16 protein-coding genes and 1 tRNA gene are annotated in these 15,954 nt (G+C 57.6%); 6 read left to right on the top strand and 11 right to left on the bottom strand.

The window, feature by feature from the left end:
- The first annotated feature begins 41 nt into the window (after positions 1 to 41).
- Positions 42 to 341, top strand: a complete 300-nt coding sequence (locus KI792_04575) for a hypothetical protein (protein ID MBV6632295.1) — start codon at positions 42 to 44, stop codon at positions 339 to 341.
- Positions 342 to 449: 108 nt separating this feature from the next.
- Here KI792_04575 and KI792_04570 read toward each other — a convergent pair.
- The 6 genes from KI792_04570 to KI792_04545 form a co-directional block, all read right to left on the bottom strand.
- Positions 450 to 526, bottom strand: a tRNA-Met gene (locus tag KI792_04570).
- A gap of 134 nt (positions 527 to 660) precedes the next feature.
- A complete protein-coding gene (locus tag KI792_04565) occupies positions 661 to 2,127 on the bottom strand; it encodes a patatin-like phospholipase family protein (GenBank protein MBV6632294.1) in 1,467 nt (488 codons plus the stop codon).
- Positions 2,128 to 2,363: 236 nt separating this feature from the next.
- Positions 2,364 to 3,083, bottom strand: a complete 720-nt coding sequence (locus tag KI792_04560) for a hypothetical protein (GenBank protein ID MBV6632293.1) — start codon at positions 3,081 to 3,083, stop codon at positions 2,364 to 2,366.
- A 337-nt stretch (positions 3,084 to 3,420) separates the two neighbouring features.
- A complete protein-coding gene (mnmA, locus tag KI792_04555) occupies positions 3,421 to 4,569 on the bottom strand; it encodes a tRNA 2-thiouridine(34) synthase MnmA (protein MBV6632292.1) in 1,149 nt (382 codons plus the stop codon).
- A gap of 110 nt (positions 4,570 to 4,679) precedes the next feature.
- Entirely contained in the window at positions 4,680 to 5,363 is a 684-nt protein-coding gene (locus KI792_04550; GenBank protein MBV6632291.1) for a hypothetical protein, read from the bottom strand.
- Between the two features lie 221 nt (positions 5,364 to 5,584).
- Positions 5,585 to 5,896 (bottom strand): ferredoxin family 2Fe-2S iron-sulfur cluster binding protein, encoded by a 312-nt coding sequence (locus KI792_04545; GenBank protein ID MBV6632290.1) that lies wholly within the window; start codon positions 5,894 to 5,896, stop codon positions 5,585 to 5,587.
- 248 nt (positions 5,897 to 6,144) lie between these two features.
- Between KI792_04545 and KI792_04540 the strand changes: the two genes are divergently transcribed.
- Positions 6,145 to 6,312, top strand: coding sequence for a hypothetical protein (locus KI792_04540; protein MBV6632289.1), 168 nt, complete (start codon positions 6,145 to 6,147; stop codon positions 6,310 to 6,312).
- 66 nt (positions 6,313 to 6,378) lie between these two features.
- Here KI792_04540 and KI792_04535 read toward each other — a convergent pair whose 3' ends face one another.
- Positions 6,379 to 7,497, bottom strand: coding sequence for a cysteine desulfurase (locus tag KI792_04535; protein ID MBV6632288.1), 1,119 nt, complete (start codon positions 7,495 to 7,497; stop codon positions 6,379 to 6,381).
- A 36-nt stretch (positions 7,498 to 7,533) separates the two neighbouring features.
- Positions 7,534 to 8,277, bottom strand: a complete 744-nt coding sequence (gene cysE, locus KI792_04530; GenBank protein ID MBV6632287.1) for a serine O-acetyltransferase — start codon at positions 8,275 to 8,277, stop codon at positions 7,534 to 7,536.
- 301 nt (positions 8,278 to 8,578) lie between these two features.
- On the opposite strand from cysE, the gene KI792_04525 reads away from it, so the two are divergent.
- Positions 8,579 to 9,301, top strand: coding sequence for an alpha/beta hydrolase (locus tag KI792_04525; protein MBV6632286.1), 723 nt, complete (start codon positions 8,579 to 8,581; stop codon positions 9,299 to 9,301).
- A 16-nt stretch (positions 9,302 to 9,317) separates the two neighbouring features.
- Here KI792_04525 and KI792_04520 read toward each other — a convergent pair whose 3' ends face one another.
- A complete protein-coding gene (locus KI792_04520; protein ID MBV6632285.1) occupies positions 9,318 to 10,439 on the bottom strand; it encodes an anhydro-N-acetylmuramic acid kinase in 1,122 nt (373 codons plus the stop codon).
- Positions 10,440 to 10,565: 126 nt separating this feature from the next.
- On the opposite strand from KI792_04520, the gene KI792_04515 reads away from it, so the two are divergent.
- Positions 10,566 to 11,819 (top strand): tyrosine--tRNA ligase, encoded by a 1,254-nt coding sequence (locus KI792_04515; protein MBV6632284.1) that lies wholly within the window; start codon positions 10,566 to 10,568, stop codon positions 11,817 to 11,819.
- Positions 11,820 to 11,844: 25 nt separating this feature from the next.
- Here KI792_04515 and KI792_04510 read toward each other — a convergent pair whose 3' ends face one another.
- Complete coding sequence (locus tag KI792_04510; protein MBV6632283.1) at positions 11,845 to 12,465, bottom strand: RDD family protein; 621 nt, start codon at positions 12,463 to 12,465, stop codon at positions 11,845 to 11,847.
- An 88-nt stretch (positions 12,466 to 12,553) separates the two neighbouring features.
- Between KI792_04510 and KI792_04505 the strand changes: the two genes are divergently transcribed.
- Complete coding sequence (locus KI792_04505) at positions 12,554 to 14,296, top strand: monovalent cation:proton antiporter-2 (CPA2) family protein (GenBank protein MBV6632282.1); 1,743 nt, start codon at positions 12,554 to 12,556, stop codon at positions 14,294 to 14,296.
- A 3-nt stretch (positions 14,297 to 14,299) separates the two neighbouring features.
- Complete coding sequence (locus KI792_04500; protein ID MBV6632281.1) at positions 14,300 to 14,992, top strand: pirin family protein; 693 nt, start codon at positions 14,300 to 14,302, stop codon at positions 14,990 to 14,992.
- Here the strand turns inward: KI792_04500 and KI792_04495 are convergent.
- Positions 14,985 to 15,926, bottom strand: coding sequence for a hypothetical protein (locus KI792_04495; GenBank protein MBV6632280.1), 942 nt, complete (start codon positions 15,924 to 15,926; stop codon positions 14,985 to 14,987). The two genes, KI792_04500 and KI792_04495, sit on opposite strands and share 8 nt — an antisense overlap.
- Positions 15,927 to 15,954: the final 28 nt, after the last annotated feature.

Here is a 15,954-nt window from a genome sequence, read left to right as displayed (position 1 = left end):
AGCTACGTCGATTAACCAATGGCCTGAGAACTCAAACAGAAATGGATAGGGTAGCGATCTACTGGCCGGCAGCCTTGAGCTTTATCTCCCTGGTGATTTACATCTGGTCGATGCAACGATTTTACGGCGGTGACATACCCGGCATGGAGTATATCTTGGCAGTCTATGGCGGGCTGATCGCGATCCCCATCGGTGCGATCTACTTTGTGGTGGCCATCTTGATAAACCTCAAAAGGCCGCTGAATAACCTATACGACCACCTAAGATCGGCGGGGCTGACCCTGGTATTTGGCGGCCTAACGTTGAGCGGTGTACTGCGCGGCTTCATCGTAAGCGTCTAGGGTCAGTGCCCAAGAAAAACCAAAGACGCACAGCCAAGCCATGGGCATCAGGTCGCCTGCCCCAACGAGCATACACGACCAAACAAGACAGAACAGGCGAGAAAAGATTGGTAGCGGAGGAGGGACTTGAACCCCCGACACGCGGATTATGATTCCGCTGCTCTAACCAGCTGAGCTACTCCGCCAAACCAAGGCTGCAAAACCAATCTGGGATTGGTTGGTGGCGTGGTTATAGCGCCTTTGCAGGCCGTGGGAAATAGGCGGCGGGTGGCTTGCTGTCAAGCCTTCCCCGCAATCCTTGATCAAGTTGATACTCGGCTTACGCCATTGCGTTCTTGGCCGGCGGTGCGAGCGGCGGCTCCCCCTCACCCTTTACTTGGGCCATGACGGCCTCCAGTGCCTTTGGTGAGGTGGTGCTGAGCAGGTCGCTATGAACCTTCGGCTGCTGGGCATCCGGGCCAGAGGCCAGGAGCGTGCTCTTCTTGCTGCCCCAACCGAAGAAACGAGCCAGTAGGCCTGGCGACTTCGGATCAGCGGCATTAAGGCGATCGCGCAGCTCTTGCTGGGTTTGTTTAGCCGGGCGGGTTGCTGGCTCACGACCTGGGGACAGGCGGTCGGCCATGCGCTCAACCTGATCCCAGTTGTTGTAGATGAAGTCATCGGCAACCATGCTCAGCTTCTCAAGATTGCCAGCCGAGGCGTCGTCAATCTTGCCTGATGGGCTGAACTTCTTACCCTCGGAATGCTTCAGCGGGATATCCCAGCGGTGATACCGCTCACCCAGCTTTGAGCTCAGCAGTACGTCGGCGCTGCTTTCCTTGCCCTGCTCGGCCACTTCACGGATCGGGCTAAACCGATCAAAGAAGTTAATCGCCCAACCAAGGGCGCCAGTCTTGGTCACCTTCTCTGCACTCATGGTCACGCGCTCAACGCCCGTGCCGATGGAGAGCATTTCAACCGGGCGGCCGCCGCCGATGTCCTGGGCCATACCCTGGGCCACCACATAGGCCTCCAGCGCCGGCATATTGGCGAAGACGCCGCCATCGATCAGGTTACGGGTGCGTGGCTCCTGCCCCTCGCCCATATCCACCTCAACCGGGCGGAACTTGGTCGGCGCGGCGGAGGTCGCCCGCGCGGCCTGCCATAGTAGTGGGTCAGAGTCACAATGTTGGCAATAGGCCGGGCCCAGATCACGCAGCCATACGGCCTCACCACGGTCCGCGTCATAGGCGGAAACCATGACCGGGATCCGCACATCGGACATGCGCATATCGCCAAACTTGCTCTTCAAGAAGTCTTCGAGCGGCTTCTCATCCCAATCAACACCAGATTCCGTGCGATTGCGGGTGCCGAAAATCTTTGGGCCTTCATTCTCGTAGAACTCGACCAGCTCTTGCGCACTCATCAGGGAGCGGTTGGGGTCATCCGGATGAGGGGTCGCCAAGGCAAGCGAGATCAGGCCACCGGTTGAGGTGCCCACCATCAGGTCAAACTGTTCAAAGATTGGCTTGCCGGTCCGGCGCTCAAGCTCAGCGAGTGCCTTAACCTGAGCCAGGCCATGAATGCCACCACCGTCCAGCACCAGGGTGCGGAATGGGTTGTCACTCGCTTGTGCTTTGGAAATCTGTTCAAGGGCAGCCGCTTCATCAGCTGGCTGCGGCACACGCTTTGGGCCATCGCCCTTAGTCGCGGCGGTACCGTTTAGAAGACCTGCGATCAAATCGCTGTTTTCATTGCGGCCATGAATATGACGACCGCCAGCGATCTCTAGTAAATTGGCATCCACACCGTTCCCCTACGTAGTGGCGTTGGGCCCTATTGGCCCGTTTCCTCCAGGTAGGTGATCAAGGGTTCCCGTCCTATCTCCCCACCCATTCTTTATAGATCCTCCAACTCACCTCCCCAGGCTTGTTGGCGATCTTTATGCGCAGCTCGTATCTGTTGCGCGAATTACATGGTGCACAGAGATTTATGAAAGCACCAAATTCTTCAAGCTGTTATGCACTCTCTGCTTAATGATTTTTAAAGACGTGGCGCGCCTGGCTCTGGGCGACGTGGCGTCATCGGCGTTAGGGTTGGCGTGGCCAGACCCAACACATTGCCATTGGTCTGCTGACGCTCCACCGCGAAGCTCACACCGTAATCGGCGCTGGCATCATCGGCGTGCTCCACGGACAGATCACGCAGGAAGGACATGGCCTCTGGCTCACGCTCACTCCAGGCGGCTTGCGCCAGCCGCGTCATGTGGGCATCGATCACGCCCTGGCGATAATCGGCCATCTCTTCAGTAACTGGGTGGCTGATCCCACCCGGACGGGAGGTGCGGATATAACCGCTCTCCGCGTCCGCATGGGTCAACCGAAGCATCCAACCAGCCCCCTGCTGTTCAAGCAGTGGTTGGACACCGGCAGGACGAGCCCCCCTCGCCCCTGGCGTTGGATTACCGTTGGCGGCCAAACCGCTTGGTGCTGCAGATTGCTCTGGTTGCACCGCCTTGATCTGCCCGAGCCCCCGCTTCGTGCTGATCCAGGCTGCGATGTTTGGTTCGCCGGCCCCATACGCCGTATCGATAAGCGCTTCATTCAGCCCCTGAACCGTATCTGCCTCGATCTGACGCAGCCGCTTGGTCACGTCAAATTCATAACGCGGCCCGGCGGACACAATGCTATCGCCGCGCTCGTGATAACGGGTGGTGAACACCGCGCCATCGTCTTGCTGCAAAAGCTTAGGTTGTTGGTTCATGGGGATGTCCCCCTCCAAAACGTTCTCGACGTCTTAAGGGTGGTCTGGACACTTTCTTGTCCGCAAGGCGACCAAACGAAAAAAACACGAGAGTCTCGGTTTTTTCACATTTCTTTTGCCCATCCGATATACGAAACACCAGGGATTGCGATTCAAGTACTTAATAGACAGGCAATCTGGCGCTGTAGCGAAATGCAAAACACACGTTATGGTTGTATAAAATTGAAACCATCAGCCAAAAATGAGCTATGCGCCGATATATAATTACAATTTTAGATAAAATTTGAAAAAATGGCTGGAATTTTGGGTCACTGAGGAGCGACCGATCGAAAGCCGATTAGGCGGCGAGCGCGATGCGTTCTGCAGCCGTGATCCAACCACCGCCAAGGCAGCGATCACCATCATAAAGGACACCCGCCTGCCCGGGTGCGATACCGGCATAGGGCTCGTCCAACTCAATAACGGCACGGCCAGTACCGTCACCGGGACCATCGAGGGTCACACGACCAGGCACCGGCGCCATCGCTGAGCGTAGCTTGACCATCACCTGCCGTTCCCCGCTCAGGTGGTCGTCATCGCCGATCCAGTTCATCTCGTTTAAGAACACCCGGTCTTTAGACAGGGCATCCTTCGGGCCCACCATGACGCGATTGCTGTCAGGGTCCAGGCGCACAACGTAAAGCACCTCACCACCACCGATGCCGAGGCCACGGCGTTGGCCCACTGTATAGTTAATGATGCCATTATGTTGGCCCAGCACCCGCCCATCCAGATGGACGATATCGCCGGGCTCAATCACCCCGGGGCGTAGCTTCTCAACAATCCGGGCATAAGAGCCATTGGGCACAAAGCAAATGTCTTGGCTATCAGGCTTATCGGCGACAACCAGGCCCAGCTCAGTCGCCAGGTCACGCACTGCTGGCTTCAACAGGCCACCCAGCGGGAAGCGCAGGAAGTCGAGCTGTTCTTGCGTGGTGGCGAACAGGAAGTAGCTTTGATCGCGGTTTGGATCGACCGCACGGGCCAGCTGGGCCCGGCCATTTGGGCCAACATGGCGCTGCACATAGTGACCGGTCACCATGACATCGGCGTCCAGGTCCTTTGCAGTATCCAGCAGATCGCGGAATTTCACCTTCTGGTTACAGCGCACGCATGGGATCGGCGTGGCGCCAGCCAGATAGGTATCGGCGAAATCATCCATGACCGCCTGCCGGAACACATCCTCATAATTTAGGACGTAATGGCTGATGCCGAGCTTATCGGCGACCATGCGGGCATCATGGATATCCTTACCGGCGCAGCAGGCACCCTGCTTACCCCGGATCGCCCCATCATCATAAAGCTGCAGCGTGATACCAACGACGTCATAGCCAGCGCGCACGGCAAGCGCCGCGGTGACAGAGCTGTCAACGCCGCCAGACATGGCAACCACAACCCGCGTTTTGGCTGGCGGGCGGTCGATATCGAAGTCCACATTCAAGGTCATGGGCCGCAATATGTTGCTAACACTAGACAGTGACAAGCCCGACAATGCTGTTCGGGCCTGCTTATCAGTTATGCGCTCAACTAAAGAGTGGGCTCCCTGGCCGCTAAATTCTAGCGGACCGCGCCCTGTAGACCGCTCAATTGCGGGGCATCAATCGACAGGTTCAGTGACGTGACCGCCTGCTGATAGAGATTGATATTCTTATTAAAGAAAATCTGCGGCGCGTGGCCCAACACCATGACCATCACATCCTTGGACAGGATGCTCATGAACATAATGGTTTCAGATGTGGTTGTACCCTCGGTCAAATCTGGCGTCACCGCACGGTACTGCCAAACAATCCAAGGACGCCCCTCAATCCGGGCAACCTTACGCTGAACCCAGCTAAAGCCCTCAAGCTGGCTTTCAAGAGAACGAGCCCAGGTGGCGGTATAGGTCAGCAGATCAACATCCGGGTTAGGATTGTTGATGATGCTGATCGCCACCAGATTGGTGCGGATACGATCTGAATAGACGTAATCAGGAAGTGGCAAGCTTGGGAAGGTGCGCTCCATCTCGGTTATGCGCATCTCTTCGTAATCGGTTGGAAGTTCAACCTCCAACAGGCCGCCATAGAGTTCCCTCAAGCCGGCATCTTGGGCCAGACTTGCGGATGAGGATCCCGCGAAAAACAGCACGCCGGCCAGAGCCAGGGTGCAAGCCAGCAACTTGCCGCCATGCGCTAGATGGCCGGAAAGCTTGAGCAGTTCATCGAGACGTGTGTGCGAGCGCCAATTCTGGCGGCTGCCAAACATAACCGATTAAAATCCTCAACCAGGGTCCAATACATAAGAGATGAGGTATCGCCTGACCCGAAACGCCCGTTATGGGGTATGGGCCAGTTATCACACATCCTTCAGCGTGACACAGTACCATAGAATCGGCTGAGATCGATCAGCCGAATCGCCTTGAACCCCACAGCTGTGTGAAACCGATCACAGCAACGCAAAATGACGTAACATAGTAGCGATTTCGGTCAGTTTGGCGGCAAACGGAGGGTCAAGCCATCAAGCTCTTTGGTGACAATGATCTGGCAACCCAATCGGGATGTCTGGGTTAGGCCGAAAGCGAGGTCGAGCATGTCCTCTTCCTCTTCCTCAATCTCTTTAAGCTTCCCAAACCATTCATTTTCAACGATTACGTGGCAGGTCGCGCAGGCCAAACTACCGCCGCAGGCCCCCTCAATATCGATATCGTTAAGGTGCGCAACTTCGAGAATGGAAAGCCCCTCGGCAGCTTCTATCTCGCGCCGGGTGCCATCTCTCTCAATAAACGTAACTTTGGGCATCTTGGGATCACAGCTTCAAAGAATTGGTGCCACAGACTTAGGCCCTTGTTTACAAATTGGCCAGCCTGTCCTAAACGCACCGTCAATGTTCTTGGCAATTTGTTGTATACTCCTTGAGAACGCTAGGTTTGCAGCTTTCTTAGGGATCAACGATACTTAAGGCATGAGTTTAACGCCGCTTAACGGTGGCCACGCTGGATTCCTCTTTGGTAACCCAGCGTGGTAGCGAGAGTTTAAGGAGAAAATCCATGGCTGAATTCGGAATGAGCCTGTTGCGCGCTGAGTCACGTGCCAAAGAAGCTGTCAGCACTAAAGACGGCGTGATGGTTGATGCTGATGGCGAAGACATCCTCGGCAAAGTCAAAAAGCGCCGCGCAGCTAAGCCTGCCCCAGCTACCGCTGGCATGAAAATGTAAGATTGACGCTTCAAGCGTTGAAGAAGCCCGCTACCCAGCGGGCTTTTTTATTGCCCGCGTTCCGGGTTAAGCGGCGGCCAGCTTTTCCAGCTGGCGTTTGGCCATGCGGATATAGGCCTCGGTAAAGCCCGCCATATCATCGGCCGTCGTATTCCAACCCGCGCTGATCCGCAGGGCGCATTTGGCTAGCTCTTGGTCACCGATCATCGCCTCAACCACATGGCTTGGATCCACCCGACCTGAAGAACAGGCCGAGCCAGAGCTGACGGCATAGCCTGCGAGATCTAAGGACATGACCTGGGTTTGGGCCGGAACGCCAGGCAGTACAATATTGCTGGTGTTTGGTAAGCGGTCGGCCGTCTGGCTGAGGATCAACACGCTAGGAACAGCGGCTTTAACCTCAGCTTCCATCTGATCCCGCATGGCGCCGAGCTTTGAGAAGGCATCAAGGTCCTCATCGGCTAGCTCTGCCGCCTTCCCGAAGCCAACAATGCCGGCGAGGTTTTCTGTACCAGGACGCCGCCGTTTCTCCTGCCCGCCACCGAACTGCCATTTCGAGGGCTCCAGCCGCTCGGTCACCACCAGGGCACCGACCCCAGCAGGCGCACCGCATTTATGGCCAGAGAGGCTCATCATATCGACGCCAAGGGCCTGCAAATCGACAGGCATCTTGCTGAGTGCCTGGGCCGCATCGCAATGGGTATAGGCACCGTGGCGCTTCGCTACCTCAACAATCTCAGCCACCGGCTGGATGACGCCGGTTTCGTTATTGGCCAGCATTACCGAGACCAAGGCTGGCGCCGGTGCATTGGCGAGTGCTTTATCCAGCGCAACCAAATCCACAACGCCCGTTTCTGTGACCTGCAGCTGAACCACATCGTCCCGCGCTTGCAGAACGGCATCATGCTCAATCGCACTCACCAGTACCGAAGCAACCGGCGTTGCGCGGAGGGCGGCGTTATCTGCCTCAGTGGCACCGCTGGTGAAGATGATGTCTTCCGGCGTCGCATTGATCGCGGCGGCAACCTGTCCCCGGGCATGGTCAAGCGTGCCACGCGCCGATCGTCCAAAGCTATGGATTGATGAGGGATTGCCCGTGGCGGACAGTACCTCGACCATCGCATCACGTACGGCCGGTTTCACCGGCGTACTGGCATTGTGATCTAGATAGACAGGCTCGCGCATAGCTTGCTCAAACGCAGATCAGAGAGCCGCCAGGGATTAGACCCGACCGCAATCGTCGCTTTGCGTCCATTCTTCCTTAGCTTCTGCCTGCTCTGTCGAGGCCGCATCCGGCACATCAGCACCGCTCTCCAACGCCTTCAGCCGCTCCTCAAGCCCATGGATATGTGCCATCAGGCCAGCGATGGCGCGATCCGCCTCTGGCTTACCTGGGTCTTGTGGGGTGCCGTAAGAGACAAAGGGTGCCTGACCTTCGGCATCAGTAGCGCGCCGCTTCACGGCCTTCGCCGCCTCACCAACCATGGTGACATTCTCCGGCACTTCCTTCACCACAACCGCATTGGCGCCAATCCGCGCACAGCGGCCAACGGTGAACGGGCCAATAACCTGGGCGCCCGCACCAACAATGACATTATCGCCAATGGTTGGGTGCCGCTTCTCCCCCTTAACAAGGGATGTACCGCCCAGCGTGACACCTTGATACAGGGTGACATCATCGCCGATTTCAGCAGTTTCACCGATCACTACGCCCATACCGTGATCAATGAACAGACGACGCCCGATCGTGGCGCCGGGGTGAATCTCGATACCGGTTAGCCAACGGGCAAACTGCGAAACCATGCGACCGAGGAAGAACAGCTTACGCTGCCAAAACCAATTGGCGATCCGATAGGCCAGCACGGCGTGCAGCCCAGGATACAGCAGGATGATCTCCAAGCGGTTCCTGGCTGCGGGATCCCGCGCCAGAATGCCATCCACATCGTCAAACAACCGGTCAAACATGACGTCGCTCTTCGTAAAGCCGGTAAACCGGACAAACACCGTTATCATCAAAGATTGGGTTGAATAATAGCTGAGTCCAGCAGTCAACCATAGGTGGCTAATATTTTCTGTTCTGCAATGACTTGGCAGCGCGGCTTACAGCACGCATATGCCAGTGCTGATCAGTTAACAAAACGGATCGCTGGCTTGCTGGCCCAAATGTGCTATCACCACGGGCCCGCAGCGTGTATGGGCACTCGCCAAACCGGTGCGATGACCGCCCGATCCCATTTAGACCCCACCTGGAGCATAGAGGATAAGGATGCCTGAGGTTCTGATTAATGGCCCTGCTGGCCGTATCGAAGGCCGCTATCACCACTCAAAAGTTGAGAACGCGCCAATCGGTGTCGTGCTGCACCCGCACCCGCAGCATGGCGGCACCATGAACAACAAGGTGGTCTATTCCCTCACCCAGATGCTGCGCCAACGTGGTTTCTCCACGATGCGCTTCAACTTCCGTGGTGTTGGTCGCAGTCAGGGCTCGTTTGATCGTGGTGAAGGTGAATTGAGTGATGCAGCAGCGGTCCTCGACTGGTTGCAGGTGCAAAACCCTAATGCCAGCGGCGTTTGGGTCTGCGGCTTCTCCTTCGGTGCTTGGCTTTCCATGCAGTTGCTGATGCGGCGCCCAGAGATCGACAGCTTCATTGTCGTGGCCCCACCGGCCAACATGTACGACTTCAGCTTCCTCGCCCCCTGCCCGTCTTCCGGCCTGATCATCCAGGGTGAGCGGGACACCATGGTTCCAACCTCCGCGACAGAGAAATTGGTCGCCAAGTTGCGCAGCCAAAAAGGTATCACGATCGATTATGAGGTTGTGCCCGGTGCCGACCACTTCTTCAGCCAGCACTCTGAGCATCTGGTTGCCCTCTCCAGCCTATATCTGGATGACAACATGAAAGATAAGGTTGTTGAGCCGCCATCAGAGGATGAAGAGGAAGACGATCTGCCGATGCTCGAGGACGGTGAGATGGAGGATGCGGAGTAAGCCGCACCACCTCTTATCAGGCCGCTCGATCTGACGGCTGATGCAAATGACCACCGGTGACCGGCGCCTTAACGCCGGTTGTGCCGGGGAAGCTGAGCGGCAGCCCCTTTAGTGAGCGGACGGCCAGATAGGCAAAGGCCCAGGCCTCAACCATATCGCCCGACCAACCAATCGCCTCCACCGGCTCAATCTCAGCCGGTACCAGGCGCTGTTTAAGCCCCGCCATAATCTGTGGGTTATGCTGGCCACCACCGCTGGTCCACCAACGGGTTGGCTTGGTCGGTAGGCTCTCAATCCCCCGGGCAATACTCTCAACCGTGAACTGAACCAATGTCGCGGCACCATCTTCTGGTGACAGCGTGTCCATCGCTGGATCAATGAACTCACCACGATCTGCCGATTTCGGATATGGCCGGTTGAAATATGGATTGGCCAACAACTGGGCCAACACCTCGTCATTCACCTTCCCAGCGGCCGCGAGTGCACCGTCCTTATCAAATGGCTGTCCGGTATGGGTCAGCGCCCAATCATCGATCAACGCGTTGCCGGGCCCGGTGTCGAAGGCAATTGGTTCGGGCAGACCATCGGCAGTTTCCGGCGCCAGATAGGTGATGTTGGCCACCCCACCCATGTTCAAAAAACCACAGGGCAGGTCACGGTGCCCTGACCCCATTGCAGCATGGAATGCCGGGGCTAGCGGTGCGCCCTGCCCGCCCGCTGCCATATCAGCGAGCCGCATCTGATCCACGACTGGCATACCGGTCATCTTGGCCAGCAATGGCCCATCGCCGATCTGAACTGTGATCCCCGCCGGGGCATCATGGTGGATGGTCTGACCGTGAAAACCGACAACGCCAATATCGGCCGCCGTCATGCCGGTGTGACGCAGAACCAGGTCAATCGCCTGGGCGTGATAGAGGGTCAGGTCCTTAACCACATCCGCCGGTGCGGCCGCCTTGCCAAAATGGGCCCGGAGGCGATCTCGAAAGCCCTGCTCATACGGTTGGGTGAAGCCATAACCAGCCTCAACAAACCCCTCACCATCGGTGCGAAGCAATGCGGCATCAACCCCGTCGAGGGACGTGCCACTCATCAGGCCAATAGCCCAGATCGGTTTATCGGTACCGGTCATCAACAGCTGCCCCCTTTATGAGTGCACCTGCAAGCGTGTGATGCTCGTTCGGCGGTTGTCGCCGTCGCTTGCAGCGCCTACAACATTCCGGCGCTAAAAACTGACCCGCTTATCCAACCATATTTGCCCGCAATGTCGACGTATAAATCAGACTTTCTGCAGACCCTTGAGGGTCGTGGCTTTATCCACCAATGCACCGATGCCAAGGCGTTAGACGATCTGGCGCAAAACCAGGTCATTCCCGCCTATATCGGCTTTGATGCGACGGCGGACAGCCTGCATGCGGGCTCCCTCCTACCGATTATGATGCTGCGCCACCTGCAGAAGAGTGGCCATAAGCCCATCGTCCTAATGGGTGGCGGTACGACCAAGATTGGCGACCCCTCCGGCAAGGATGAAGCGCGGCAACTGCTGACCGATGACAAGATTAACGAGAACATCGCCGGTATCCGGCGGGTGTTTGAGAAGTTTCTGACCTTCGGTGATGGCCCAACCGATGCTGTGGTGGTCAACAATGCGGATTGGCTGGATGAACTCGCCTATATCCCCCTGCTACGTGAGGTTGGGCGGCACTTCACCATCAATCGGATGCTGACCTTCGATAGTGTGAAGCTGCGCCTGGAACGGGAGCAGCCCCTCACCTTCCTCGAATTCAACTACATGATCCTGCAGGCCTATGACTTCGTTGAGCTAAATAAGCGTCACGGCGTTGCCCTGCAGATGGGTGGCTCTGACCAATGGGGCAACATCGTAAACGGCGTCGAACTTGGCCGCCGGATGCAGGGTATGTCCCTCTATGGGCTGACCACGCCGCTGCTCACCACCTCATCCGGTGCCAAGATGGGCAAGACCGCCGCGGGTGCCATCTGGCTCAATGAGGACCGGCTGAGCGCTTATGACTACTACCAATACTGGCGCAATACCGAGGATGCGGATGTTGCCCGGTTCATGAAGCTGTTCACCGAACTGCCACTTGATGAAATTGACCGCCTATCACGGCTTGAGGGACAGGAGATCAATGAGGCCAAGAAGGTCCTGGCCTTTGAGGCAACTCGCCTCTGCCACGGCGATGAGGCCGCCAATCAGGCGGCTGAAACGGCACGGCAAACCTTTGAGCAGGGCAATCTGGGCACCGATATCCCAACCCTCGATATCGCCAAGGATCGCCTTGATGGTGGCATCAGCCTCATTGATCTGCTGGTTGAGGCTGGCCTTACCGCCTCTAAGGGTGAAGCACGCCGTTTGATCAAAGGTGGCGGCGCCCGGGTAAACGGCGACCAGGTGAAAGATCAGGATGCAACTGTGACCAGCGCCGAGCTGGATGCCGATGGCCAAGCGCAGCTATCCGCCGGGAAGAAAAAGCATGTGCGCGTGGTGGCTGCCTAACCGCAGAAACCCAAAAGCCCTGGGCCTAATGATCAACAAGGATCATGCGCGTGCCCAGGATATGGTCATGCAGCGTTGCGCGCTCATTATGGAAGAACGCCATGATGAAGCCGATCAGCAATGGAATGCCCGAGACGAGGTAGAGGATCGGCCGCATCCCACCCCGAATATATCCAACTGGCGCCCCGGTGGTACGGATCACCCGCAAGCCCATGGCCCGCTTACCAACTGTCGCTTGCAGGTGGCTGCCAATGGTTGCGCCGTAGTAGAGGCATGAGACCATTAGCGCGAACAGGAAGCTGGTGGTCATCTGCTCGCCGAAATCCCCCTCAGCCCCATCGAAGATGCCAAGGGCATAGGCAGAAACGGTCGCTAAGATATTGATGATAAAAGCATCCAACACATAGGCGACAATCCGGCGCCAGGCGGTGGCCGGGGTGACATACCCTTCCTCATGCCGGTCATCGAGGGTGGCGGACATCAGCTTGGCGTGGTCAACCTCCCACGCCTCCATCCACTTATCACTCGCAGCAGAGCGGATCAGCGTGGTGTCGCCGATCGCGCCACTGTCGAGCATTGAGGCAATCTCTGACCCTTCAACGGGCCCAATAGCCTCACCCCGGTGTTGATAAAACCAATCTGCCACTTCTTTGATCCAACTCAATGGAGTATCCCTGCGTTCGGGCATGGTATCCCCCAGCAATCAGACCGGCAATCGGCGATACGAGTACTGAATGGAATTCAATTTCGATCCGTTGGAGTGGCACTTTGCCGAGGCGCTTAGCCTCATCGTGCTCGCCTGTATCTGGGTCCCACTGGTTAAGAAGCTCGGTTTCGGGCGAATTATTGGATATCTCGCCGCCGGGATTTGCGCCGGCGCGCTGCTAACGCTCAGCTACTCTAAGCACCCTGAGGAATTGCTCCACTTCGCCGAGTTTGGAGTGGTGTTGTTCCTCTTCGTTATCGGTCTTGAGCTTCGGCCCGATCACCTTTGGGGGATGCGCAAAGAGATTTTTGGCCGGGGCTTCATGCAGGTCATGATCTGCGGTGCCCTCTTATTCGTTCCAGCCACACTTTATGGCCTTGAGCCCAAGGTTGCGATCACCGTGGCCTTGGGTCTCGCCCTCTCCTCAACCGCGTTGGTCATGCAGGGTTTGGATGAGAAGGGTCAGCGCGGCACACCAACCGGGCGCTCGGCTCTATCAATCCTCCTATTTGAGGATATGGCCATCGTGCCGTTGCTGTTGATGGTGCAGTTGCTATCGGCAGGCGGCTCAACCGGCGACCCAGTTGAGGCTACCACCTCGGTCATTCTCGGCGTGCTGGCGATTGTCTTGCTGGTCCTAATTGGCCGCTATGGGTTGGACCCGATGTTCCGCCGACTGGCGCAGGCCAGAACACCGGAGATCATGACCGCCAGCGCCCTTGGCGTGGTCATTGGTGCCGCCCTGCTAATGGATATGGTTGGCCTGTCCTATGCCATGGGCGCCTTTATCGCTGGCGTGATGCTGGCAGAATCGTCTTATCGGCATGAGCTAGAGGCAGATATTGAGCCGTTTCGGGGCCTGTTCCTCGGCCTGTTCTTCATGGCCATTGGCCTGTCGCTAAACCTGGATGCGGTAATTGCCAACATCCTGACAATTGCGATCGCCCTGCCGATAACCGTCGGCCTTAAGATCACCGGCGTCTATATCGCTGGCCGCTTGTTTGGCAGCGACCATAAGGCCGCATTGAAGGTGGCGGCCACCCTCTCCCAACATGGTGAGTTCGGGTTTGTCCTGTTCTCCGCCGCCACATTAAGCGGCTTGCTGTCATCCCAGCTCGGCTCTCTGGTGGTCGTGATCATCACCCTATCCATGATGGTCTCCCCGCTGATTGAGCGGTTCTTGATGAAGCTGGCAAACCGCAGCCTGACAGCGGAAGACGACGCGCCAGAGAATGGCGAGCCTGGCCATGCACGCGGGCTGATCATCGGCTTTGGCCGGGTTGGCCAGGTCGCTGCCGAGGCACTGATGGCCCAGGACATCCCGGTTACCATGATCGACAATGATCCACGTCGCGTGGTCCGTGCCCGCGGCTCCGGCGCCATTGTCTATTTCGGTGAAGGCGGTCGGCGCGAGGTTCTGCAGGCGGCCGGGGCGGCCCATGCCTCAATCATCGTCATCTGTTCCAACAATATGGCCGCCGTCGATCACCAGCTGGAGATCGTGCAGCGCCACTTCCCGCAGGCAAAAACCCTGGTGCGGGCCTACAACCGGACCCATGAGGTACGGCTGCGCCGACGTCATGCTGATTTCGTCGTGCTGGAAACCCAAGAGGCTGGCTTTGCCCTCGGTCACGCAGCCTTACGGGGCCTCGGAAGCTCAGAGCTTGAGGCCGATGAAATCATCGAACAGCTGCGGCGTAATGATGCCGAGGACCTCCGCAACCGACTGAACCAAGAAGGGCCGGATGTCAGCGATCCCAAAGAGGCTTAACCCATGAACCGCCTGCATGAACGTGACCTTCGCGGCCATACCAAGACCGGCTGGTTGGACAGCCGCCACACCTTCTCATTCGGTGGGTTCAGTGACCCAAGCCGGATGGGTTTCCGAAGCCTTCGGGTAATCAATGAGGATCATGTGATCCCCGGCGCTGGTTTCGGCTCTCACAAACATGCGGATATGGAGATCATCACCTATGTGATCGATGGCGCCTTGCGGCATGAGGATTCCCTCGGCAATGGCTCTATCATCAAGCCGGGTGAAATCCAGCGCATGTCGGCGGGCAGCGGCATCACCCATTCCGAGATGAATGCCTCCCAAACCGATCCCGTTCACTTCCTCCAGATTTGGGTTTTACCCAAAGAGCGCGGCACGGCACCTGGCTATAAGCAAACGGCCCTCCCCGCGCCAGAGGACGGCTGGCAGTTACTGGCCAGCCCCGATGAGAGCCAGCCAGGTGTGACCATCGGCCAAGACATGACCTTGCACCGTCTGGCTTTAAGCGATGGCCAAACGGCACAACGCCCGATCCCTGCCGGGCATGGCGGGTTTATTCAGGTGGTCGATGGCATCGCTAAAATCGGTGATGAGCGACTGGTCGCCGGTGATGGGCTTGAGTTCGAGGGCCCCGCCGATTGGCCGATTGAGGCCGTCAGCGATATTGAGCTCTTATTCTTCGACCTCAAGTAACCGCGCGCGGCACCCTTCGCTCGCCAAGTGGAGCATCGAGGCTGTCCCGATCCCAGTCACCGAGATCAGCGGCAGCGTTGTAGGTCGACCGCAGGAACGCCATCAGCATGGCAGCGGGATCATCAGCCTCCCGGACAGCAGCATAGGGCAGGACAAATTCGCCCAGGCTCTCATGGAAATAGGCGGCCGCTGGCTCGACCTTCGCGGTATCAAAGCCCGCGGGCACCGGATAGGCGTAGGAATAGAAGCACGCCCCATCCACACCACCACCGCCAGGCCAAAACCCGGCTGAGCTTACCTCATGGGAATAGGCCTCCTGGGTGATCGGATCCGGCAAGGCCGGAAAGCCCCCAGGATGCAGCGGCGCTGATCGACCCGAGAACCGAGTGACCGCCAGATCAAAGCTACCCCAGAAGAAATGCGACGGGCTGACCTTGCCGAGGAAGCTCGTGCGGAAATGGCTGAACACCGCATCAATGCGGATCAATGCCTGCCAGAAATCATGAGCGGCCATGGGGTCGTAGGCACCAGGTGCCGTCTGATCACGGAAGGGTACCGGCTCCGGCACCTCATTCGGCGCGTGGTGAATGTTACTGGGTGCCCCTAGACCCTCTACCGCCCCAATAAACTGTCGATAGAACTCAGCAACTGGCATGGGCTCCAGCCGGAAGCCGATCGATTGACCGGTGGAGGAACGCAGCTCAAATCGGTGATCGATAAAATCGAACTGCCCCACATACTGAACCCCGTCGCCCGGGATCGGCCCGGTACTGAGCCCGCGCTCATTAACGTAGAACACGGCATGCCAGGAATGGTTGATCCATGGGGTTAGCAGCAGTCGGAACTTACCAACGATCTGTAACCACATGTGCAAGCTTTGGCCGGTCGTCTGAAACCGGTCATAGGGGATGGCAGGCCAAGACGCAGCGGTCATCGCATCAACTCTCGTTTCAGTCTCGTTG

The organism is Alphaproteobacteria bacterium SS10, from assembly GCA_019192455.1.
In the GTDB taxonomy this organism is placed as follows: domain Bacteria; phylum Pseudomonadota; class Alphaproteobacteria; order TMED2; family TMED2; genus TMED2.
The sequence above is the reverse complement of the archived record's forward strand: the minus strand, read 5'-3'. Positions and strand labels throughout refer to the sequence as shown.